The sequence below is a fragment of the Pseudidiomarina tainanensis genome, from assembly GCF_004214835.1.
GTDB classification, from domain to species: Bacteria; Pseudomonadota; Gammaproteobacteria; order Enterobacterales; family Alteromonadaceae; genus Pseudidiomarina; species Pseudidiomarina tainanensis.
Genome location: NZ_PIQJ01000001.1, coordinates 1,440,251 through 1,460,827 on the forward strand (window position 1 = coordinate 1,440,251; position 20,577 = coordinate 1,460,827).

General features: G+C 46.0%; 26 protein-coding genes. 15 read left to right on the forward strand and 11 right to left on the reverse strand.

Going from position 1 to position 20,577, the window contains the following annotated elements:
- Positions 1-40: 40 nt before the first annotated feature.
- Positions 41-1,108: a patatin-like phospholipase family protein gene (locus CWI82_RS07090; RefSeq protein ID WP_092854598.1), complete on the reverse strand. Its 1,068-nt coding sequence runs from the start codon at positions 1,106-1,108 to the stop codon at positions 41-43.
- A 166-nt stretch (positions 1,109-1,274) separates the two neighbouring features.
- On the opposite strand from CWI82_RS07090, the gene xthA reads away from it, so the two are divergent.
- Positions 1,275-2,084, forward strand: a complete 810-nt coding sequence (xthA, locus tag CWI82_RS07095) for an exodeoxyribonuclease III (RefSeq protein WP_130203020.1) — start codon at positions 1,275-1,277, stop codon at positions 2,082-2,084.
- A gap of 24 nt (positions 2,085-2,108) precedes the next feature.
- On the opposite strand, the gene yfbV is transcribed toward xthA, so the two are convergent.
- Entirely contained in the window at positions 2,109-2,516 is a 408-nt protein-coding gene (gene yfbV, locus CWI82_RS07100) for a terminus macrodomain insulation protein YfbV (RefSeq protein WP_092854594.1), read from the reverse strand.
- Positions 2,517-2,764: 248 nt separating this feature from the next.
- Between yfbV and CWI82_RS07105 the strand changes: the two genes are divergently transcribed.
- The 4 genes from CWI82_RS07105 to CWI82_RS07120 are packed head-to-tail and all read left to right on the forward strand — an operon-like array spanning position 2,765 to position 5,092.
- Positions 2,765-3,118, forward strand: a complete 354-nt coding sequence (locus tag CWI82_RS07105; RefSeq protein WP_092854592.1) for an arsenate reductase — start codon at positions 2,765-2,767, stop codon at positions 3,116-3,118.
- On the forward strand, positions 3,118-4,242 hold the full coding sequence (gene dapE, locus CWI82_RS07110; RefSeq protein ID WP_199286245.1) for a succinyl-diaminopimelate desuccinylase: 1,125 nt from the start codon (positions 3,118-3,120) through the stop codon (positions 4,240-4,242). Before CWI82_RS07105 ends, dapE begins: the two co-directional genes overlap by 1 nt.
- Complete coding sequence (locus CWI82_RS07115) at positions 4,236-4,952, forward strand: M15 family metallopeptidase (RefSeq protein ID WP_130203022.1); 717 nt, start codon at positions 4,236-4,238, stop codon at positions 4,950-4,952. The genes dapE and CWI82_RS07115 overlap by 7 nt, the downstream gene beginning before the upstream one ends.
- Complete coding sequence (locus CWI82_RS07120) at positions 4,940-5,092, forward strand: DUF2897 family protein (protein WP_130203023.1); 153 nt, start codon at positions 4,940-4,942, stop codon at positions 5,090-5,092. The genes CWI82_RS07115 and CWI82_RS07120 overlap by 13 nt, the downstream gene beginning before the upstream one ends.
- On the opposite strand, the gene purC is transcribed toward CWI82_RS07120, so the two are convergent.
- Genes purC through dapA form a run of 3 tightly spaced genes read right to left on the reverse strand, consistent with a single transcriptional unit; the run spans position 5,089 to position 7,793 of the window.
- A complete protein-coding gene (gene purC, locus CWI82_RS07125) occupies positions 5,089-5,802 on the reverse strand; it encodes a phosphoribosylaminoimidazolesuccinocarboxamide synthase (protein WP_092854584.1) in 714 nt (237 codons plus the stop codon). The two genes, CWI82_RS07120 and purC, sit on opposite strands and share 4 nt — an antisense overlap.
- A gap of 44 nt (positions 5,803-5,846) precedes the next feature.
- Positions 5,847-6,905 carry an outer membrane protein assembly factor BamC gene (gene bamC, locus CWI82_RS07130; protein WP_130203024.1) on the reverse strand — a complete coding sequence of 353 codons (1,059 nt, stop codon included), beginning with the start codon at positions 6,903-6,905 and terminating at the stop codon, positions 5,847-5,849.
- A 12-nt stretch (positions 6,906-6,917) separates the two neighbouring features.
- Positions 6,918-7,793, reverse strand: a complete 876-nt coding sequence (gene dapA, locus CWI82_RS07135; RefSeq protein WP_092854580.1) for a 4-hydroxy-tetrahydrodipicolinate synthase — start codon at positions 7,791-7,793, stop codon at positions 6,918-6,920.
- 146 nt (positions 7,794-7,939) lie between these two features.
- Here dapA and bcp point away from each other — a divergent pair, with 146 nt between their 5' ends.
- Entirely contained in the window at positions 7,940-8,410 is a 471-nt protein-coding gene (gene bcp / locus CWI82_RS07140) for a thioredoxin-dependent thiol peroxidase (protein ID WP_130203025.1), read from the forward strand.
- Here the strand turns inward: bcp and CWI82_RS07145 are convergent.
- Complete coding sequence (locus CWI82_RS07145) at positions 8,407-9,486, reverse strand: AI-2E family transporter (protein ID WP_092854576.1); 1,080 nt, start codon at positions 9,484-9,486, stop codon at positions 8,407-8,409. The genes bcp and CWI82_RS07145 overlap by 4 nt on opposite strands.
- 157 nt (positions 9,487-9,643) lie before the next feature.
- Here CWI82_RS07145 and bepA point away from each other — a divergent pair, with 157 nt between their 5' ends.
- Positions 9,644-11,092: a beta-barrel assembly-enhancing protease gene (gene bepA, locus CWI82_RS07150; RefSeq protein WP_130203026.1), complete on the forward strand. Its 1,449-nt coding sequence runs from the start codon at positions 9,644-9,646 to the stop codon at positions 11,090-11,092.
- Positions 11,093-11,094: 2 nt separating this feature from the next.
- Here bepA and CWI82_RS07155 read toward each other — a convergent pair whose 3' ends face one another.
- Positions 11,095-11,565 carry a TlpA family protein disulfide reductase gene (locus CWI82_RS07155; RefSeq protein WP_092854572.1) on the reverse strand — a complete coding sequence of 157 codons (471 nt, stop codon included), beginning with the start codon at positions 11,563-11,565 and terminating at the stop codon, positions 11,095-11,097.
- 47 nt (positions 11,566-11,612) lie between these two features.
- Between CWI82_RS07155 and arsC the strand changes: the two genes are divergently transcribed.
- From arsC to CWI82_RS07170, 3 genes are read left to right on the forward strand one after another with little or no spacing between them, the layout of a single operon-like run.
- Positions 11,613-11,969, forward strand: a complete 357-nt coding sequence (gene arsC / locus CWI82_RS07160; RefSeq protein WP_092854570.1) for an arsenate reductase (glutaredoxin) — start codon at positions 11,613-11,615, stop codon at positions 11,967-11,969.
- The gene (locus CWI82_RS07165; protein ID WP_130203027.1) at positions 11,966-12,553 is read left to right on the forward strand and encodes a flavodoxin family protein; all 588 of its coding nucleotides are present in this window, start codon (positions 11,966-11,968) and stop codon (positions 12,551-12,553) included. The genes arsC and CWI82_RS07165 overlap by 4 nt, the downstream gene beginning before the upstream one ends.
- Entirely contained in the window at positions 12,550-12,945 is a 396-nt protein-coding gene (locus CWI82_RS07170; RefSeq protein ID WP_130203028.1) for a DUF2069 domain-containing protein, read from the forward strand. The genes CWI82_RS07165 and CWI82_RS07170 overlap by 4 nt, the downstream gene beginning before the upstream one ends.
- Here the strand turns inward: CWI82_RS07170 and hda are convergent.
- Entirely contained in the window at positions 12,938-13,621 is a 684-nt protein-coding gene (gene hda / locus CWI82_RS07175; RefSeq protein ID WP_233340209.1) for a DnaA regulatory inactivator Hda, read from the reverse strand. The genes CWI82_RS07170 and hda overlap by 8 nt on opposite strands.
- The gene (locus CWI82_RS07180) at positions 13,618-14,697 is read right to left on the reverse strand and encodes a DUF2066 domain-containing protein (RefSeq protein ID WP_165383893.1); all 1,080 of its coding nucleotides are present in this window, start codon (positions 14,695-14,697) and stop codon (positions 13,618-13,620) included. The genes hda and CWI82_RS07180 overlap by 4 nt, the downstream gene beginning before the upstream one ends.
- A 154-nt stretch (positions 14,698-14,851) precedes the next feature.
- Here CWI82_RS07180 and CWI82_RS07185 point away from each other — a divergent pair, with 154 nt between their 5' ends.
- Complete coding sequence (locus tag CWI82_RS07185) at positions 14,852-16,168, forward strand: MFS transporter (RefSeq protein WP_130203030.1); 1,317 nt, start codon at positions 14,852-14,854, stop codon at positions 16,166-16,168.
- Here CWI82_RS07185 and pgm read toward each other — a convergent pair.
- Together pgm and seqA are read right to left on the reverse strand one after the other, a co-directional pair.
- Positions 16,165-17,805 (reverse strand): phosphoglucomutase (alpha-D-glucose-1,6-bisphosphate-dependent), encoded by a 1,641-nt coding sequence (pgm, locus tag CWI82_RS07190; RefSeq protein ID WP_130203031.1) that lies wholly within the window; start codon positions 17,803-17,805, stop codon positions 16,165-16,167. The two genes, CWI82_RS07185 and pgm, sit on opposite strands and share 4 nt — an antisense overlap.
- Positions 17,805-18,347, reverse strand: a complete 543-nt coding sequence (gene seqA, locus CWI82_RS07195) for a replication initiation negative regulator SeqA (RefSeq protein ID WP_130203032.1) — start codon at positions 18,345-18,347, stop codon at positions 17,805-17,807. Before seqA ends, pgm begins: the two co-directional genes overlap by 1 nt.
- A gap of 105 nt (positions 18,348-18,452) precedes the next feature.
- Between seqA and CWI82_RS07200 the strand changes: the two genes are divergently transcribed.
- From CWI82_RS07200 to fur, 4 genes are all read left to right on the forward strand, one after another.
- Positions 18,453-19,235, forward strand: a complete 783-nt coding sequence (locus tag CWI82_RS07200) for an alpha/beta fold hydrolase (RefSeq protein ID WP_092854556.1) — start codon at positions 18,453-18,455, stop codon at positions 19,233-19,235.
- 70 nt (positions 19,236-19,305) lie between these two features.
- Positions 19,306-19,521: a DUF2788 domain-containing protein gene (locus CWI82_RS07205; protein WP_092854554.1), complete on the forward strand. Its 216-nt coding sequence runs from the start codon at positions 19,306-19,308 to the stop codon at positions 19,519-19,521.
- A gap of 25 nt (positions 19,522-19,546) precedes the next feature.
- Positions 19,547-20,071, forward strand: coding sequence for a flavodoxin FldA (fldA, locus tag CWI82_RS07210; RefSeq protein ID WP_130203033.1), 525 nt, complete (start codon positions 19,547-19,549; stop codon positions 20,069-20,071).
- Positions 20,072-20,109: 38 nt separating this feature from the next.
- Positions 20,110-20,559, forward strand: a complete 450-nt coding sequence (gene fur / locus CWI82_RS07215) for a ferric iron uptake transcriptional regulator (RefSeq protein ID WP_092854550.1) — start codon at positions 20,110-20,112, stop codon at positions 20,557-20,559.
- Positions 20,560-20,577 lie beyond the last annotated feature (18 nt).

Here is a 20,577-nt window from a genome sequence, read left to right on the forward strand (position 1 = left end):
CCATTGATATAACTAAGCGTCGATATCTTATTTGACGAGCTTAAGTCCACAACTGTATTTTTTGGCGAATTTTACCTGACTCAATCCACTCGCGCAGTTGATCGGCCATACGATGTCCGTGTTCAACAGCCTGCTGCCAATATTTAAACCGCTCTTCAACACTCAATTTCGCAAAATCAGTTCGATCTGGAATCTTACCGTACGGTAACGATGCAATGAATTCGGGTGATGGTGACATTAGGATCACATTCGGCCACTGTTTGCCTTGAGTTCGACGCCATTTCAAACTTTTATCAAACCATCCAGGAACAACTTGGTGATAAAAATGCGGATATAGCACCAAACCATCGACCGCACTGAGATCAAGATCAAAGTGATAGTCGGTAATCCCACCATCACGATACATCCCTGGTGGGGCACCATGAATATCTTTTACACCTTCAAGTACCATTGGAATTGATCCTGTCGCCAATAACGCCTGCTTAAAGTTTTCAGTGCTAAGCGGTACCGTAAAGGTTGGAATATCCTGCCATTTCTGAGCAAATTCGACAGTTGATAGCGGATGATGCATGATGACGCGATCATAAAATCGACCAAGGTGCTTTCGACTAATCGCATTGGCCGCGGCCGAGCCCAGTAAGCCAGCAATTTGTCGGCGACCATTAGTGCCACTAAAACCGCGGCAACGCGTCACTATCCAGTGATGTCGATATTGCGACTGTTGCAAAATATCATTCACCGCAGCATCGGGTACATACTCATGAAGTAGCTTAATCGCTTCATCAGTGATTTCACGAACATCAGGCTTTTCACTATAAGTTTGCTGCCGGTAAAGTTGGCAAAACAAGTCACTCGCGGCAATCGGATCGGTTTGCCCAAGACTGGCAAAGCGCCATGCCCCTGCCGACGTGCCCAACATGTCGAGAGGCTTTGACCGTTGTTGGAAAAACTCACCAAATAAATAGCGATCAATCCCCTGTAATACAAACCACTTCGGACCACCAGAGGCACCTAGCAATAAGCCGATATCATCGGCTTTAAGGCCGTTATCTTGAATCTGCAACCAAGCGTCGCGTCCCGCTTTAATGGTTAACCAATCGGTGGTCATGATGTCTGTATTCCTTTTTCGTACAACGTTTTATAAGACCTGAGTATATCGAAAAAGCAGGTATGAAACAGCTATTGTCGCCTCGATTGTGGCAATCTGATATGCTTGCCGCTCTGGCCTAACTTTCGTTGTTAATATTGTTCCAAATGAAGACAAGAGAGAAAAAATGAAAGTCATTTCATTCAACATTAATGGTATTCGCGCTCGCTTACATCAGCTCGAAGCGCTCATTCAAAAGCACCAACCAGATGTCATTGGACTACAAGAAACTAAAGTTCACGATGAACAATTTCCTCTCGCAGATGTTGAAGCACTGGGTTATCACGTAATTTATCATGGTCAAAAAGGCCATTATGGGGTTGCACTGCTAAGTAAAAAGCCGTTGGAAAATCCAACTTTCGGCTTCCCCAACGATGGCGAAGAGGCGCAACGCCGAATGATTATGGGTGACTACATAACTGATAACGGTGAGCGCGTGCGAGTATTAAATGGTTACTTTCCGCAAGGGGAAAGTCGTGACCATCCGTTAAAGTTTCCAGCCAAAGAAAAGTTCTATAGTGATTTAATGGCTTACTTGAACAATGAATTAGATAGCGAACAAGCTGTGATTGTCATGGGAGACATGAACATCTCGCATCAAGACTGCGACATCGGCATTGGTGAAGATAACGCCAAGCGTTGGTTGCGCACCGGCAAATGTAGCTTTTTACCAGAAGAACGCGTTTGGCTGAATACCCTACTGGATTGGGGCTTAATTGATACTTATCGTCAAATAAACCCTGACGTAACCGACCAATATAGCTGGTTTGATTACCGCTCACGTGGGTTCGATGATAATCGTGGCCTACGCATCGACCTGATTTTAGCGACACAAAAATTAGCCGCGGTTTGTAACGATGTCGGCATCGACTATGAATTACGCGCTATCGAAAAGCCTTCAGACCATGCTCCGATATGGAGCTCGTTCTCAATCTAATGAATGCTTGCCGCCAGGCGTCGATTAATGTTCGTCAGGCGGCAATTCTTGCAATGCTTTTCTTAAGATTTTAGCTAAGTGCATATACGTGGGTTGCGCATGCGGTTGCACTTTTAGCTTTTTCGCCAAATCACCATACCAATGCCGCAAACGCGGATCTAATTTCGTATTGGCGCGACGCCCAAGCCAATACCAGCCTTGAAACGGTAACGATAATAAAAACAATGAAGTGACTAACGCCTGTGGAACCAATAATTGTCCTTGCCACTGCCACTGTACAGCCAGGTTTATCACCGCAAGCGCTGGCATCCAGCGTGCTGCAAATTGTACCGCCGGCACGACACGAGTTTCGGTCATCGCCGCAACAACTGCATGGCGAGGCCAAATGCTGGCGTAGTGTTGACCATCTTTCAGTAACTTAAATAAATTCATAAGAGCGTTAATCGTTAATCGTCATTCGAAGTTTCCTTTCTAATATCTAATATCCAATAGCTAATATCCAGTTTCTTTTCACGCTAACTGTACGGAATTCAATCACCACGTCAATACCTTAATATTCATACACTTACAAACTTCAATGCAGCTAACTCACAGAGTTATCCACATAAATTGTGGAGAATTCACAGCGGCTTTGTCACAATGCAGTTACAGATGTAACAACCGCGAGAGATAATCAGCTAATGAGTATAAAAGTTTATGGTATTCCCAATTGCGATACCGTTCGCAAGGCGCGCAAATGGCTGGAACAACAGTCTGTACCATTTGATTTTCATGATGTCCGTGCTGAACCGGTTCAACCAACTATTATTCAGGCGTGGCTTGAACAGTTGGGTGTCGAAAAAGTAATTAATAAGCGCAGCACAGCTTGGCGCGAACTTAGTGCAGCGCAACAGCATATTGCCAGCAATGCCGATGCTATCAAATTATTACAACAACACCCCACCTTGATGAAACGACCACTTCTAGATTGTCATGGCACTTTATGTGCGGGCTTTAATGATAAACAGTGGCAAGCTGCCTTGGAGCAAGCGTAGTGGATACTATTGCACTAACGTGTGAACTGATTAAACGCGCATCGGTCACGCCGAATGATGAAGGCTGCCAAGAACTGATTGGCGAACGTTTAGCGCGGCTCGGATTTCAACTTGAGTCGATGGTATTCGAAGACACAACGAATCTATGGGCACGTCGCGGCTCTGAAGGCCCGGTTTTTTGTTTCGCTGGTCATACGGATGTGGTGCCGGCAGGAGCAGAACACGCGTGGGTTTACCCGCCGTTTTCAGCAACTCGAAAAGATGGTTATATCTATGGCCGCGGTGCCGCTGACATGAAAGGTAGCTTAGCTGCTATGGTCGTTGCAACGGAGCGGTTCGTAGCTAACCACCCAGATCATCAAGGCAGTATTGCGTTTTTAATCACCAGCGACGAGGAAGGCCCATTTATCAACGGCACTCCAAAAGTGATTGAAACGTTGGAGGCTCGTGAGGAAAAAATAACTTGGTGCTTAGTCGGAGAGCCGTCAAGTACCGCAGAACTCGGTGATGTCGTTAAAAACGGTCGGCGCGGCAGTTTAACGGGCGACTTAACCGTTTTTGGTATTCAAGGCCATGTTGCTTACCCGCATTTAGCGGAGAATCCGATTCATTTGGCGGCCCCTGCTCTTGCAGCATTAGCGCAATCGCATTGGGATAATGGCAATAGTTCATTTCCACCGACGAGCTTTCAGGTTTCAAATATTCATGCAGGCACCGGAGCTGGTAACGTCATCCCCGGCGAAATGCATGTACAGTTTAACTTCCGCTTCAGCACTGAATCGACCTCCGAGCAACTGAAACAACGTGTCATGGATATTGTCGAACAGCATGAACTCGACTACTCGTTGACTTGGAAGTTAAATGGCGAGCCGTTTTTAACGGATTCTGGCGAGTTGGTTGATGCAACAGTAAAGGCGATTGCTGAGTTTACCGGTCGACTTCCTGAGTTATCAACTGCTGGAGGAACCTCAGATGGTCGCTTTATTGCGCCAACTGGCGCTCAAGTTATCGAGTTAGGCCCAGTCAATGCAACCATACATAAAGTAAACGAATGCGTCGCAGAAGACGATTTAGAAACCTTGACCCGCGTGTATGAAAAAATCCTTGAGAACCTCTTATGCTAACTATTGAGCAGCTCTACGGCATTCACGACAGTCACACCAGTCACGTTTCCGGTGAGCGCAACGGTGTGCGATTGCAAGAGCCTGTCGCCCAGGCCTACATCGCGATGCGTTCTGCAGCGCTGAATGATGGAATCAATATGGCAATTGCTTCTGCATTTCGCGATTTCGAGCGCCAGCGGCAGATTTGGAACCGTAAATTTAACGGTGAAGCACCGCTTTATAACGATCGCGGCGAGCAACTCGATTCGACACAGCTATCAATTGGGGAAAAAATTGAAGCAATACTGACTTGGTCGGCATTGCCAGGCGCTTCTCGCCATCATTGGGGTACCGATTTTGACATTTATGACCCTACCCCATTTAGCAGTGGCGAACGTCAACTCCAACTCATCCCTTCCGAGTATCAAGAGACCGGACCTTGTTATGCATTACATCAATGGTTGCTCAAATATGCTCGCGACTTTGGTTTTTTCTTCCCGTATGCGCGCTATCAAGGTGGCGTCGCAGTGGAACCATGGCATTTAAGTCACCAACATTTAGCGAATCAGGCACACGCCGAAGTAAACGTGAGCCAGTTAGCTGAAATCATCAGTGGTCATAACGTGGTGGGAAGCGATTATATACTCGATCAGATGGCCGAAATTAAACACCGTTATATTGACAGCATCTGCAATGCAGATATCACTTCAGGTGACATATGGTTTGGTTAATGATTTTACTTGCCGTGGGCATTATCGTGGGTAATTTAATGTTGCTCAAACACACAGCTCATATAAAAATGCCGTCGCTGAAAGATAAACAGCAACGGCATCAAGATGACTTAGAGGACGATGGTTGGCGCGATGATTAAAGCGGAACGCCCAAGCGCGCCGCGACTTCTTCGTAGGCTTCAACAACGCCGCCCAAACCTTGACGGAAACGGTCTTTATCTAACTTTTTACGGGTTTCTTTATCCCATAAGCGGCAACCATCTGGGCTAAATTCGTCGCCCAAAACAATGTTACCGTCGCCGTCCACACCAAACTCGAGTTTAAAATCAACCAAGAGCATACCAGCATCGTCGAATAGCTTTTTCAGAACGTCGTTTACTTTGAACGTTAGTTCTTTCATTTGTGCTAGTTGTTCAGCAGTTGCCCAACCGAAGCTGATTGCTAATGATTCGTTGATCATCGGATCATGTAGCGCATCATTTTTCAAAAATTGCTCGAATGTCGGTGGATTCAATTCTTGACCTTCAGTGACACCTAAACGGCGCACTAACGAACCTGCGGCGTAGTTACGAATGACACATTCAACTGGAATCATCGCTAGCTTTTTAACCAGCGTTTCAGTATCGCTAAGTACTTTATCTAACTGCGTAGGAATACCTGACGCTTCAAGTTTTGCCATGATGAAGTTGTTAAACTTGTTATTCACCATACCTTTGCGATCCAGCTGCTCAACTTTCTCACCATCAAAGGCTGAGGTGTCGTTGCGGAACTGAAGAATTAACCGCTCGGGGTTGTCCGTCGTAAATACGGTTTTGGCCTTACCCCGATATAATTCAGTACGTTTTTCCATGAGCAGCTATATCTCCGAACAGTTAGCGATTTAAATTGGCGATATTATATGCCACTTTGGGTGCGAATTTCAGCAGCAAATGGTGCAAAAATTTGCATCACGTCATCAGCACTTAGTGGTGTTCTATCACGGAAGATAGTAATTGAAGTACGTTTTGCATCACCGGTTACCTTCACTTCATAAGCCCCTTCAGATAAGTCTAATTTACCTTCAGAGCTACCACCCCAGAACGATTCCTCAAATTCATAAGTGACATAATAACGGCCATTTTCACGGTTAAAGTCATCAACTTCAAAGCCTAGCTCAGGCAAAACATCCTGCATTAGCGCCCATGTATAGCTGAAGCTCGCACCCATGATGAAACTTGCATAGCCATCTTCATCAAAGCCCATGTCAACAAGCACGGCACCTTCATCATCAAGGTCAGCAACGCCAGTTTGTTGGGTCATTGCAATTTCACTCACAACCATATTTAACACCGACGTGGCGGCATCACGGTCACGGAACTGAAGATAACTATTTTCAATTTCAACGGTATCGACCGCGCTCAAGTCTCGTTCAACTACAGCACTACTTACTGCAGTTGTTCGGCCATGCTCGGCGGTGTCGAACTTGAGCTCGAAGCGGCGACGAATGTTTACTTCTTCTTCATCTTCACCGTAAACAAAAGTTTCAGTAACCCAATCGGTTTGAATAAGCTTTCGGTCAACTTGCTCAGTTACTGCAATATTGCGCATTCGCAAAGCTTGTAATGCCCCCTGCCATACATATTGTTCAATATCAGACATGCCATCGAGTTCATCAAAATATACGCGAACTTGATCTTCAGCCTCTTCAACTCGACTGCCGTCGGCGACTGGCCAAACTAGTTTCGGGGCTAAAATCGGCACTGCTGTACCGATGGGCCCTGAACCTTGCACATCCGGCACCGTATAACGATTGGTTGGCTCTGGTAATTGCTTATTCGGTGCAGGTTGAATAGCACTCTCGGCAGTCAGGTCAGTGTACTCAAACTTGCCTTCAGCTTGTTGTTTTGGGGTAAACGTACATGCACTAGCAAGTACAGTGGCAGCCCCTGCTAGTACCAATAAATTAACTCTCATTATTACTCCGCTTTAGATTAAACCTGCTTGTTTTAATGTTTGTTCGATATGTTGTTGCTGCGGAAGTTCCGGCTCGGTCATAGGTAAGCGGTAATTCGCGTCTAATTTACCCATTTGTGCGAGTGCCCACTTCACTGGAATCGGGTTTGCCTGAACAAATAGCATTTCATGAAGACTCGCCAATTCAGCATCAATTGCCTTTGCTGTGGCGGCATCGCCTGCCGTTGCTGCGACTACCATCGCTTTCATTTTTTCTGGGGCAATATTGGCGGTAACGCTAATCACGCCTTGACCACCAAGTAGCATGAATTCACAACCAGTTGGGTCATCACCACTTAACAAAATAAAATCTTCACCGCAAAGTTTGCGCAGTTGTTCGACCCGCGTAATATCACCTGTGGCCTCTTTAATACCCACAATATTGGGAATTTGTGCCAGCTCAGCAACTTGTTCTGGCAGTATGTCAGAGGCTGTGCGCCCCGGCACGTTATATAACAATTGCGGTAAATCTGAAGCTTCAGCACATGCTTTATAATGCGCCAATAAGCCCCGTTGTGAGGGTTTATTATAATATGGGTTAACGTTTAAGAAGCCTTGGATTGGGAAACTACTCATACGTTCGGTCAACATGACTGCTTCAGCCGTCGCGTTCGAACCATTACCTGCAATCACCGAAATACGGCCATCCGCAATTTCCGCCACCGCAGCAACCACCATAATGTGTTCTTCGTGGCTCATGGTGGCAGACTCACCCGTTGTTCCCATCGCCACAATCGCGTCAGTTCCCGCTTCACAGTGCCAGTTAACGAGCCCTTCAAGAGCGTTAAAATCAACGTTACCTTGCTGAGTAAACGGCGTCACGAGCGCGACGATACTACCTGTTAGCATATTGCCCCCAATATTTTATGTGTAGCTCATGGTACTTTTACCGCTGACTAATGACAAGGCTGGCACAGGCTTTGCTTCAATCCCATGCATCTTTTATCATGTTTGCCTCGTATATAAATATTCACACGCGATGGAACGGAGCGATTATGAATACTTTAAAAGCAGGCGATAAAGCACCTCAATTTACCTTACTTGATGCGAATGAGCAGTCCGTAGCACTTGCCGACCTACTCAAGCAAGGTCGTGTTCTTGTTTATTTTTACCCGAAAGCGATGACGCCAGGTTGTACGGTGCAAGCCCAACAACTTCGTGACCATCAACAACGACTTCAAGAGCACAATGTGCAAGTTGTCGGTATCAGCACCGATGAACCGAAACGGCTCGCTAAATTCACCGAACGCGATCAGCTTAACTTCACGCTGCTTAGCGACGTCGACCACCAAGTCGCTGAAGCTTTTGGCGTCTGGGGCCTGAAAAAGTTCATGGGTCGTGAATATGATGGTTTGCATCGTATTAGCTTTTTAATTAATCAAGACGGCCAGATTGCTCACGTTTTTGATAAGTTCAAAACGAAAGATCATCATCAAGTCGTATTGGATTATTTAGCCGACGCTTAAGCTTTGTCATGACTTAATTCCGTTGGCTCTGGCTTGGAAGATAACGCAGTAATCACTGCTTTTACCAAGCTTGCCAATGGAATTGCAAAAAACACGCCCCAAAAACCCCAGAGCCCACCAAACACCAGCACTGCCGCAATAATATAGACCGGATTTAAGTTCACCACTTCTGAGAACAGCAATGGCACGAGTAAGTTACCATCCAGCGCTTGGATAATGAGATATACAATCATGACCCAAGCAAACATTCCGGTCCAACCAAATTGAAACAGTGCAACCAAAAATACGGGCAATGTCACAACAGCAGCGCCAATGTAAGGAATCAATACTGAGAAGCCGACCAGTACCGCGAGCAATACCGCATACCGCAAGTCAAAAAAGGCAAAGCACAAATAGGTAAACACCCCAACGACAACAACTTCAACGGCCTTACCTCGAATATAATTCATGATCTGCATGTTCATTTCATCGCTTACCTGAGCGATGAGTCGACGGTTGCTCGGTAAAATACGACTTACGTGGCGCAATAATTGATGCTTATCTTTCAACATAAAGAACACGAGCAACGGCACCACAATCAGATAAATTAGCAACGCCATGATGCCGACAATTCGTGATAAAGATTCGCCCAATATCGTTTCACCAAACAATAGAGCGCGTGACGTTGTTGTCTCGATAAACGTATTTATATTGGCTTGACTAATATATTCAGGAAACATTTCGGGCAGCCGGTTAAGAAGGACCTTAACTTGCCCAAACATTTGCGGCAATTCGCCAATTAATGCAACGGATTGTTGCCAAATAACTGGAGCGAGGAACAGCAATAACACGACGTTCAGCGCGACAAAACTTAAAAACACGATACCCACCGCACTCAGTCGCGGCATCCCCGCTCGCTCTAAACGTTGTACTGGCCACTCCAATAAATAGGCGAGTACCAGCGCCACCAAAATCGGCGCTAAGATATCGCTGAACAAAATAATCAGCGCAAACGTAGTCAATAACAGTAAAAACAAGGTCACCGCATCAGGATCTGAAAACTTGCGGTTGTACCATTGCTTTAAGTAATCAAACATTTGCTGCAGCTCCAAAATTTCGGGTAAAGATATTGCATGCCACCCATAGATACCACATCATAGCTTTGAACGTACCAGAGTAACAGAGCTGCATGCTGAAAACGGGAACCTTTTCACAATTTTATACTCGAAGCAGCAGGTTAATTAGGCGTATTAAATGAAGCAGTATATTGCAACCATCACAGCAGTCTCGCTTGGACTTATAATCGCATTGAGTGCGAACAGCACGCAGGCACAAGATCGCTTACCCGAAATCGGTACTGCTGGTGCTTCGGTCATGACTATCGATCGTGAACGTATCTACGGCGATATGTACATGCGGCAGTTGCGCGCACAAGCACCATTGGTCGGTGACCCTGTCCTCGATGAATACTTACGTGACCTTGGTTCACGAATGGTAAGAGAAGCAGATGGCGTTCGGTTCCCGTTTAGCTTCTTTTGGGTAAACCAAAAAGACATTAACGCCTTCGCCTTCTTTGGTGGCTATATTGGTGTTCATACAGGATTAATTTCTGAGGCTCAAACCGAGAGTGAACTAGCTGCTGTTTTGGCACACGAAATTGCCCACGTTTCTCAACGCCATATCGTTCGTAATATGGAACGCATGTCCAACGCCTCACCAACTACAATGGCAGCCATGTTAGGGTCGGTCATTCTAGCGGTCATCAATCCGCAACTTGGTATGGCCGCATTGACCGGCACCATGGGCGTATCGCAGCAAATGCAAATTAATTATACCCGCCAATTTGAGCAAGAAGCGGACCGCGTTGGTTTGTCCATTTTAGTTAATTCTGGTTTTGACCCGATGGGTTCGCCGGATTTCTTTGGTCGTTTGAGTGAAAAATATCGCTATACATCGCGTCCACCAGAAATTTTATTAACGCACCCATACAGCGAGAATCGACTTGCCGATATGCGAGCCCGAGCTGAATCAATGCGGCGCCCCGAAGTTCGTGACGCACAAGCATTTTTGTTAGCAAAATATCGAATTCAAGCTCGTCACTTAAGGCAGTTTAGCGAGGCCGAACTCCGTCGCCAAATAGAGTCTGCGCCTTCTGAGCACATTAAAACAGCGGCAACTTACGCGTTGGCGATTGTGTTGTTGGATAACCGTAGAGCCCAAGAAGCTGAAGACGTGTTAGCCCCGCTTCTGAAACGGGACCCAATGAACACATTTTTTATCGATGTTCAAAGCGATATTTTGTTGGCTCAAAATCGTTATGATGATGCGTTGAAAACGCTTGAAAATGCCTATATGCGGCAACCAAATGAACAAACGATTACGCTCAACTTCGCCAATGTGGCCGTAGAAGCTAAACAATATGACTTAGCTATCGCTTTGCTTCGCGAATTCCTGCAGCGTCACGAAAATAATGTATTAGCACTCGACTTATTAGCTACTGCTTACCGGTTAAATGGTAACAGCAGTTCAATGCATGAAACCCAAGCTGAACTGGCCGCTTTATATGGCGCCTTTGATCAAGCCATTGATCACTTGCATAAAGCGCACAAACAAAGCGGTCTAGAGATTGAAAAGCGACGCTTGCAGGCTCGCATTGAGCAGCTCATGGAACAAAAGCAGTTGTTGCAGAAGCTTAGTTCATAAAACTAATGCCCCGGCGGCACTTCCAAATCCGTTGCTTTCGCCAAAGTTTCCAGGGTTTGCTCACCTAATAGCGGCCCTTTGATTTCCCCACTCGGGGTCACGATATACGTTGCCGGTAAGGCGTTGGGTTGAGCAAATGGCAACATCGGCAACGGTTCATTTTGAATTAATGGAAACTGAATATTATATTCAGCCCGCAATGCCGCTAACTCTTCGTTATTTAGCCCATCAAAACTCACGCCAAGTAATTTCACCTGATCGCCGTAAAGTTCATGAAACTCATTGAGTTCGGGCAATTCCCGCAAGCATGGCGCGCACCATTCAGCAAAATAATTCACGACCACATAACCACCTTCAAGCTGTTGCCAGCTATAGCTACCATCAGTATCAGTGGAAAAATCTGCGGCCGGCTGACAGCCGCTTAAAAAAACTAATGAAGCCAACGTCACTGCTGGCAAAAATCGACAACGCATAGAGTTTCCCTTAAGCTAAAGCATTATTTAATCGAGGATTCACAGCAATGGCACAGGTAACGATTTATCACAACCCACGCTGCTCAAAGAGCCGCCAAACCCTACAATTACTCGAACAACATCATATTGAACCGCAGATTGTTGAGTATCTAAAAACACCACCTAGTGTGACAGAAATACAAACCTTGATACAACAACTCGGTTTTATTTCAGCGCGTGAATTGATGCGCTCAAAAGAAGATACGTATAAAGCGCTCGATTTGGCCAATCAACACGACGAATCAAAATTGATTCAGGCAATGGCCGAACACCCAAAACTGATTGAACGCCCGATTGTGGTGGTGGGCAATCAAGCGCGTTTAGGCCGTCCTCCAGAAGCAGTGCTTGAGATATTACCTGCATGAGTGTCAACATTATTATTCTTTATTACAGTCGTCACGGTGCAACCCAAGCATTGGCGGATGCCCTTGCTGAGGGGATCTTGAAAGCTGGCGGCGAGCCGCTGTTGCGCACGGTAACTGGCGCTGGTGACCCAGCCAGCCAGCGCGATCTAACGATTAATAAAGATGAATTAAAGCAATGTGACGGGTTAATACTCGGCAGCCCAGTGCGCTTCGGCCACATGGCAAGTGCATTACAACAGTTTTGGGAACAAACCAGCATCAGTTGGCTTAAAGGTGAACTGGAAGGTAAACCCGCGGCAGTGTTTACCTCTGGAAGCAGTATGCACAGCGGTCAAGAATCAACTCTTCTCGCGATGGGCGTGCCACTCCTTCACCACGGCATGGTACTATGCGGCATTCCATATACCGAACCAGCCATTCAACAAACCGTCTCAGGGGCATCGCCCTATGGCGCAAGTCACGTTGAACATGGCCATGGCAAGCAATTAACTGATCACGAATATCAAGCAGCGGTCGCTCTTGGTAAACGCGTCACAGTCGTTGCAGAAGCTTTAAAAACAGCACGAAAGCAAGGTACGCTATGATCCTAGATGAAAAAACTCGACAAATTCGATTTCTTGCACTGGCAAGCTATCTCGGTTTACTCGCCTTAATGATTATCTGGCAAGTTTGGTGTCAACGTGACAGCGAGTTTAGTGTGGTATTTCGGATTGGACTCTGGATAGTGCCGTTGCTATTCGCATTACCAGGTATGCTGAGAGGTAAACCATACACCTATGCTTGGGCGAATTTCATTTTAATGTGGTACTTTCTGCATAGTCTTACCATGCTCTATGTCGCGCCAGAACAAAGAGGCTTCGCTATCGCTGAGCTCGTGCTAACCAGCGCGGCTTTTGTCGGGTGCACTTGGTATGCGCGACGTCAAGGTAAGGCTTTAGGCTTGGGCTTAAAGAAGCTAAAAGACAACTCTAAATAGCGAGAACGTCCTTGATAAAAGGAATGGTTAAACGCCGTTTCGCTGCTATGGATGCCCGATCTAATCGGGCTAAACATACCAATAAACTTCGCATATTTCGCCCAAGTCGTTGCACCATAAACTGGGCTGCGTCGTCAGCTAAATGTAAACCCAGCGCTTTTGCGCGAACTTGCAAAGCTCGCGCCTTGTCTTCATCGGTGAGCGCATGAACGTGCATACTCAATCCCCACTGCAAACGCGAATGGACATCAGCTATTGCTACCTGTAAGTGACTCGGTGCATGTTTTGCGGTGATGACAATACAACCCCGCCCAGCATCCTTCACCCGGTTTAGCAACGCAAATAGCTCAAAACACCAATTTTCATTGGCACTGATGGCATCAATGTCGTCTAAGCAAATCAAAGAATAATGCTCAAGACCCTGTAAAATCTGTGGCTGCACTTGGTCATGTAATTCAGCCAGCGGTACGTACATTACTGCTTCTTCAGTATTCGCACACAAAGCATGTAGGAGGTGCGTTTTACCCACGCCTTCGGCGCCCCAAAGATAAGTTAAACCATCAGGAAGCTGCTGTAATACCTGGATTAACTCCTGGTTCGCGCCTCGCACAAAGGTCGCAAACGTTTCGTCATCGGGAAGTTGAACGGCTAAAGGTAATTGCGCTATTGCACTCAAGACTGACTCCAGCGATAAACTGGCATTTCGAACTCAGACCGACGTTCTGGATTGATCGGAATGAACGTGCGACTCAAATCAATCGCCTGCATAATTTGTGCCGGGTCGGTTTGAATATACAACTCAAATTCAGCTTCGTGCTCGCCATACTGCATAAGTTGGACACGATTCACTGACGGCAACTCGAGAAGTAACTTTTCAGCCCGTAATACATCCATAAACTGGCTCAAATCATTTACCTTTATCCGCCAAGTTCCTGCCATGTCTGCATTAGTACCGATTCGAAACCGCTGCGACAATTGTTGTGTGACGTCAGCTACTAACATACCGCCAAGTAACTCAGGTTGCATGGCACTCACTTCGCCGCGCCAGCGCATTCCGCCGAGTTCCAATGTCCAATCCAGCATCCATTCATCGCTCGTTATTGCACTATCGGCTTGATATAGTCGTGCGACAACCACCCCATCAGCATCATATCGACTGCTTGCAAACGTAATCCTATCTTCAAAACGAGCCCACAAATCAACCACTGAAATACTCATGGAGTCATTTAAATCTAGCAACGGCAATTTCACCGGTAAACCACGTGTTTGCGCAGCTTTTCGTAATTCATTGATGACCGGCCAGTCTTCACCGCCCCCCAGAATTTGCCGTTGTAAGTTTTCATCCTCAGCAACTACCCAAAACAATAATTCTGGGCGACGACTGCTCCAAACACCAGAATCCGCTTGTTGAATGACCCGGTCAATCTGAGGTTGGTCAAACTGCACCCACAACAACAGTTCATCAGCAGCTTGTTGATAACCATACTGAACCACAAAATTACGCACATTTTGCAATGCTAATTGCACAGATTCATGCTCTAGAACTGCATCGTCGCCAGAAACTTTCAACAGCGTGTTTGTTAAAGCTGTGCGCAATGCTTCATTACGTTCGCTGGTGGCTTGGCTGGTTACTGCCACACGAGCTTGATAAAGCTGTTTCACTTCAACGGCTGCATGCCCTGTTTGCAAAGGCGTGAGCAAATTAAGAGCGATTATAAATAATCCAATTACAGCGATTTTTAGGGTTCGCATAGCTACCTCATCACAACATCTTGTGCTCATCATAAACAGCCCTATGCTTGCTCGCAAGTAACAAGCTGTGGATAACCTCTTGGCGTTTCCGAAAATTTACCAACGTGATAAACTCGCTCAATAAATTCATCGTGACAAACTCAAGGATCGTCTCATGCTTAAGCAACAATTGCGCGCTATAAGCTCTTTACTGACAAGTATTACGCTTATTGGTATTTGCACCGGCATGACCAGTACGTTGTTGAGTTTACGTGCCACGATTGAAAACTTTGGTACACTCACCACCGGTATCATCATGTCAGCCTATTTTATTGGCTTCTTGTTCGGTACCACGCGCGCCCCCAAAGATATTCGTCGAGTGGGATATATTCGAGCCTTTGGCGGCCTTGCTGCGCTAGCGGCAGCCTCTATCCTCATTCAAGCAATATGGATTGACCCTATCGTATGGTTTGTCATGCGCTTTCTAACTGGCTTTGCGATTTCAGCTATCTTCGTGATCGTTGAAAGTTGGCTGAACACTATGGCCGATAACAAGAATCGCGGCACCTTGCTTTCTGTTTACTTGGTGCTGATTTATGGTGGATTAGTCGCTGGCCAGCTCATTCTTGGTATCACCGACCCAGCTGGGTTTATTGCCTTTGCGTTGGTTGCGTTGTTAATTAACTTGTCGCTCATTCCAATTTTAATCTCCGTTACCGTTGAACCAACAACGCATGAACCGCGCAAAGTTGCTATCAGTAGCCTACTAAAAGTAGTGCCGCTCGGAATGGTGAATGCTTTCATCATGCAAGCATGTTATGCAATGTTTTACGGTATCGGGCCAATGTATGCCACCTACATTGGCTTATCAGTGGCGCAAGTATCACTATTTATGGCGTCTTTTATACTCGGCGGCATGCTTGCCCAAGCGCCAATCGGTCTGCTCTCAGATCGTATCGATCGACGCATCGTCATGTCGTTCTGTGCAGGTACGGCGGCCATCATGGCGTTTGTCTTATCGCAACTAGATGCATCGGTCGCTTGGCTCATTTACTTATGCGTTGGCCTCTTTGGCGCGTGCGCGTTACCGCTTTATTCTCTCGGTATGGCACATACCAATGATTTTCTTGAAAAGGACCAGATGGTTGGCGCAACTGGCGCTATCATCAAAGTCGGTGGTATCGGTTCGATTATCGGCGCCCCTTCGGTCGCCGCCCTCATGCAATTTGGCGCAGTGAATTACTTCTTCTTATTAATCATGGTACTCACCAGTATTGTTTGCGGTTACTCGTTATATCGCGTTACCAAACGAGCGAAAGCTGGCGATCAATCGCATAGCGCGTACGCAATGTTGGCACCCACACAAACATCTGATGAGCTTTTAACAACGTTAGCGAATGAGCAAGAACTGTTGGATGAAGAGTATCAGGAAGCCCAGTTAGACGCTGAATCACAAGATGATCAGCGCCCTTCCGGTGGTGCAAGCGTTTAGGCTTGCACCCAACTGGTGACGAGTTGCTGAGCTTGTTCAGCCAGCGCATCTAAGTGCTCGGCACTGACAAAACTCTCACAATAAATTTTATAAACTGGTTCGGTACCCGATGGTCGAGCTGCAAACCAACCATTTGCAGTGGTCACTTTAACTCCACCAATTAATGCATCATTTGCCGGAGCTTTGGTGGTGATAGCCATGACTTCATCACCAGCCAACTCAGATACCTTGAGCTTGTAGGCACGAATACCGCTAAAACCAGCATTCATCTCAGCCGATGACGCCACATCAATACGTTTGTAATACGCCGTACCATGTTCGGCGCAGAGTCCATCATAATATTGACTCGGGTTTTTCCCGGTAACGGCGCAAATTTCTGCCGCCAACAAGGCTAAGATAATGCCATCTTTATCGGTTGACCATGCTCGCCCCTCGCGGTCAAGAAAACTGGCACCAGCGCTTTCTTCACCGCCAAAGGCCGTTGTTTCTGCGAATAGCTCTTGGGCAAACCATTTGAAACCAACTGGCATTTCTCGCAACTCACGCTGATTCTGCGCCACAACACGATCAATCATAGCGCTTGAGACGAGCGTTTTTCCGATAGCGAGCTCAGGTTTCCAGTTACGGTGCTTGCACAAATAATCAATAGCAACGGCAAGATAGTGATTTGGATTCATCAAACCGTGTGTTGGCGTGACAATCCCATGGCGGTCATAATCTGGGTCATTACCCACAGCAATATCGTATTGGTCTTTAAGCTTAAGTAAGCTGGCCATGGCATAGGGCGATGAGCAATCCATACGGATTTTGCCGTCCTTATCTAGGCTCATAAAGCGGAAGCTCGCATCGACGTCGGCATGATGAACCTCGATATTTAGGCCATAGTGCTCAGCAATGAGAGCCCAATAAGCGGCACCTGCACCACCCATCGCATCAACACCAATTCGCAATTTTGCGTCCACAATGGCTTGCATATCAATCACTTCATGCAAACTCTCAATATAGTTTTTACGCCAGTCTACTTGCTTCAACTTTTTACTTGCACGTGCTTCTGCATAAGAAACAGCGTTCACGCCCATCAACTCCGAAGATAACAACGCGTTGGCATATTTTTCGATGGTTTTAGTAGCATCTGTATCAGCAGGCCCACCATGCGGCGGGTTGTATTTAAAACCGCCATCGGTTGGTGGGTTATGCGATGGAGTAATCACCACCCCATCACATAAATCTTTGCTACGCCCACGGTTGTATCGCAAAATCGCGTGGCTAATCACTGGTGTTGGCGTGTAACCATCATCCGTTTGAATATGTACTTCAATACCATTACCAATAAATACTTCTAGTGCAGTCATGTACGCTGCTTCTGACAATGCATGAGTATCGCGACCAAGTAACAAAGGTCCGGTAATACCCTGCTCTTCGCGATAAGCAACTAAAGCCTGGCTTATTGCGAGAATGTGAGCTTCATTAAATGAACTAGTGAGTGCGCAACCGCGGTGCCCTGAGGTACCAAATTTAACTTGCTGTTGTGGGTTTCGTGGGTCAACTTCGTTAACAAAATAGGCACTAACCAGTTGGGCAATATTGGTTAAATCTTCAGCTGCTGCCGGTTGTCCGGCGCGAGGATGCAAAGCCATTATAAAAAGTCCCTAATTTTTTCTGCATGTTCCTGTGAGTAACCCAATTCGAGTGCAACTTGGGTTAGCATTGATTTCTTACGCGTGGTGTTATTGTTGGTTACCACATAATAAGGGGCATCCGGAATTTGTTTGGGATTCGTACTCGTTCCCGAGGCCTCGAGTTCTGCCTCAGTTTTTGCAAAATACTGCCGATCACGTCCACTAATCTGCAACACCGCATCAAACTTTTTGCTATGGCATTTATAAAGCATGCTCAAGATATATAAAAAACGAGCGACAATACTCCGTTGACCAGCCAGATCGGCGCGCGTCATCACATCAAAAATGGTGCGTCGGCCTAGGCCTTCGCTATTATCCGCTGCTACTGCAGCTGCGTCATCGACTTCGGGCATGGCAATAACCGGTTGTCCGGTTGCCTGCTCAGCTGGGCCTAGGCCAAGTAAACGACGTAAGATTGCCGATGCGCTCTCGCCAATATGTTGAGTATGGCTGGCAATATAGCGGTATAATTCATCATCAATTTCAATGCGTTTGGTCATTACCCGATCGCTTCTCGTTAGCTATATTAATTATGGATGGTGCTTTAAGGCACGTCTTCTGCACGCTATTATACCCAAGCATCGGCTAGGGTACAGGAATTCAACATGAGCACAGCACAGATTCTTAATTATGAAGTGATAGGTAGCGGCGAACCCGTGGTTTTACTTCACGGTCTATTCGGCGATTTAGACAATCTAAAAGGCCTCGGTCGCGATTTAAGCGAAGACTATCAGGTCATTCTGGTTGATGCCCGAAATCATGGCGACTCTTTTCACAGCGACCATATGAACTATGCGGATATGGCAAAGGACCTAGCCGCAACGCTCGACGAACTCAAGATTGATTCGGCGCATATCGTTGGTCACTCGATGGGTGGTAAAATCGCTATGGAATTTGCACTGACCTACCCAGAACGCGTGCGAAGCGTCATTGCCGCAGATATTTCTCCCGTTGCTTATGACCCAAAGCATCGACATATACTCGAAGCTTTGAAAGCACTCGATCTGAACCAAGTAAATAGTCGTACTGATGCCGACAAGCAACTCGCCCAGCATATCGATACCAAAGGCGTACGTCAGTTCTTGTTAAAAAATTTACGACGCGACGACAATGGTTATCACTGGCGCATTAATCTCGAGACATTAGATAGCTGCTATGAAGAAATTTCAGGTGCTGTGCGTGATGGTAGCTATGATGGCCCAATTTTGTTTATTAAAGGCGGTGATTCCAACTACTTAATGAATGACCATGCCGATGAAATTAAGGCTCGCTTTAGTCAGGTTGAAGTGAAAATAATAGAGGGTACTGGACATTGGTTACACGCAGAAAAACCACGCATTTTCAATCGGCTGGTACGGGCGTTTATTGAGAATCATTCTCGCACCTAAGTGGCGTTCGTGCTATACTCTGCGTTCTTTTTGAAATGATCCAAATAACCAAGAATCAGGTGTTACTGTTATGCTGTCAGAACATTATGAATTGATTGAAACCTTAGGTACTAATTTCGCCATTGCGTTTTTGTTTGTACTCATTGGATTAGCTATTCAAGATGTTCTGAAAAAAGGTGATGTGCCAAAATTTGGTCGTTGGTTTGTTTGGTTGGTATTATTTTTAGGGTGCGCTGGCTTTATTGCGAAAGGCATTATTCAAGCATTCTGGGAAGCAGGTCTTTAATTTTTACAGCAGGTAGTAAGACTCTATGGCAAGTGTAGGTATATTTTTCGGTAGCGACACTGGAAACACTGAAGCTGTTGCGCAAATGATCCAAAAAGAATTGGGCAAAAACTTGATCGATGTTTTTGATATCGCAAAATCAAGCAAAGAAGACATCGCATCATACGATTTGCTCATGTTTGGCATTCCAACTTGGTATTACGGTGAAGCCCAGTGTGATTGGGACGATTTTTTCCCTGAATTGGAAGAAATTGACTTCAACAACAAGCTGATCGCGATCTTTGGCTGTGGTGATCAAGAAGACTACGCTGAATACTTTTTAGATGCGATGGGTACTATTCGTGATATCGTGGAGGCTCGTGGCGGCATCATCATTGGCCACTGGGCAACAGATGGTTATGAATTTGAAGCATCGCGGGCATTAGTTGATGATAATCACTTTGTCGGTTTAGGCATTGACGAAGACCGTCAACCTGAGCTCACGAAAGAGCGCGTGCAAAAATGGTGTGCACAAATTCGTGACGAAATGGGCTTAGATCAATTAGGCTAAGCATTATTAGCGAATCGAACTCGAGTAGCGAAGAAATCATGAGCAACAAAGACGAATTACAATTAAAAAAAGCTGGCCTTAAGGTCACGTCTCCCCGAGTCAAAATCTTAGAGATTTTAAAAGATCCAAATAATCAGCACATTAGCGCTGAGGATGTGTATAAGATATTACTCGAGAAAAACGAAGAAATTGGCTTGGCCACGGTTTACCGTGTGCTCAATCAATTTGACGATGCCGGTATTGTAAGTCGTCACCACTTTGAAGGTGGCCGCTCAGTGTTTGAGTTGAGCGCGAAAGATCATCACGACCATTTGGTGTGTTTAACTTGTGGTCATGTCTTCGAATTCGAGGACGACGTGATTGAGCAACGTCAGCTGCAAGTTGCTGAAGCTAATAATATTAAGCTAACCAATCACAGTTTATATCTGTATGGTGAGTGCAAAGCACCAGACACATGTGTGAACAATCAAAACGCTGATATGGACTAATTAAGGCAGCCATCAGAT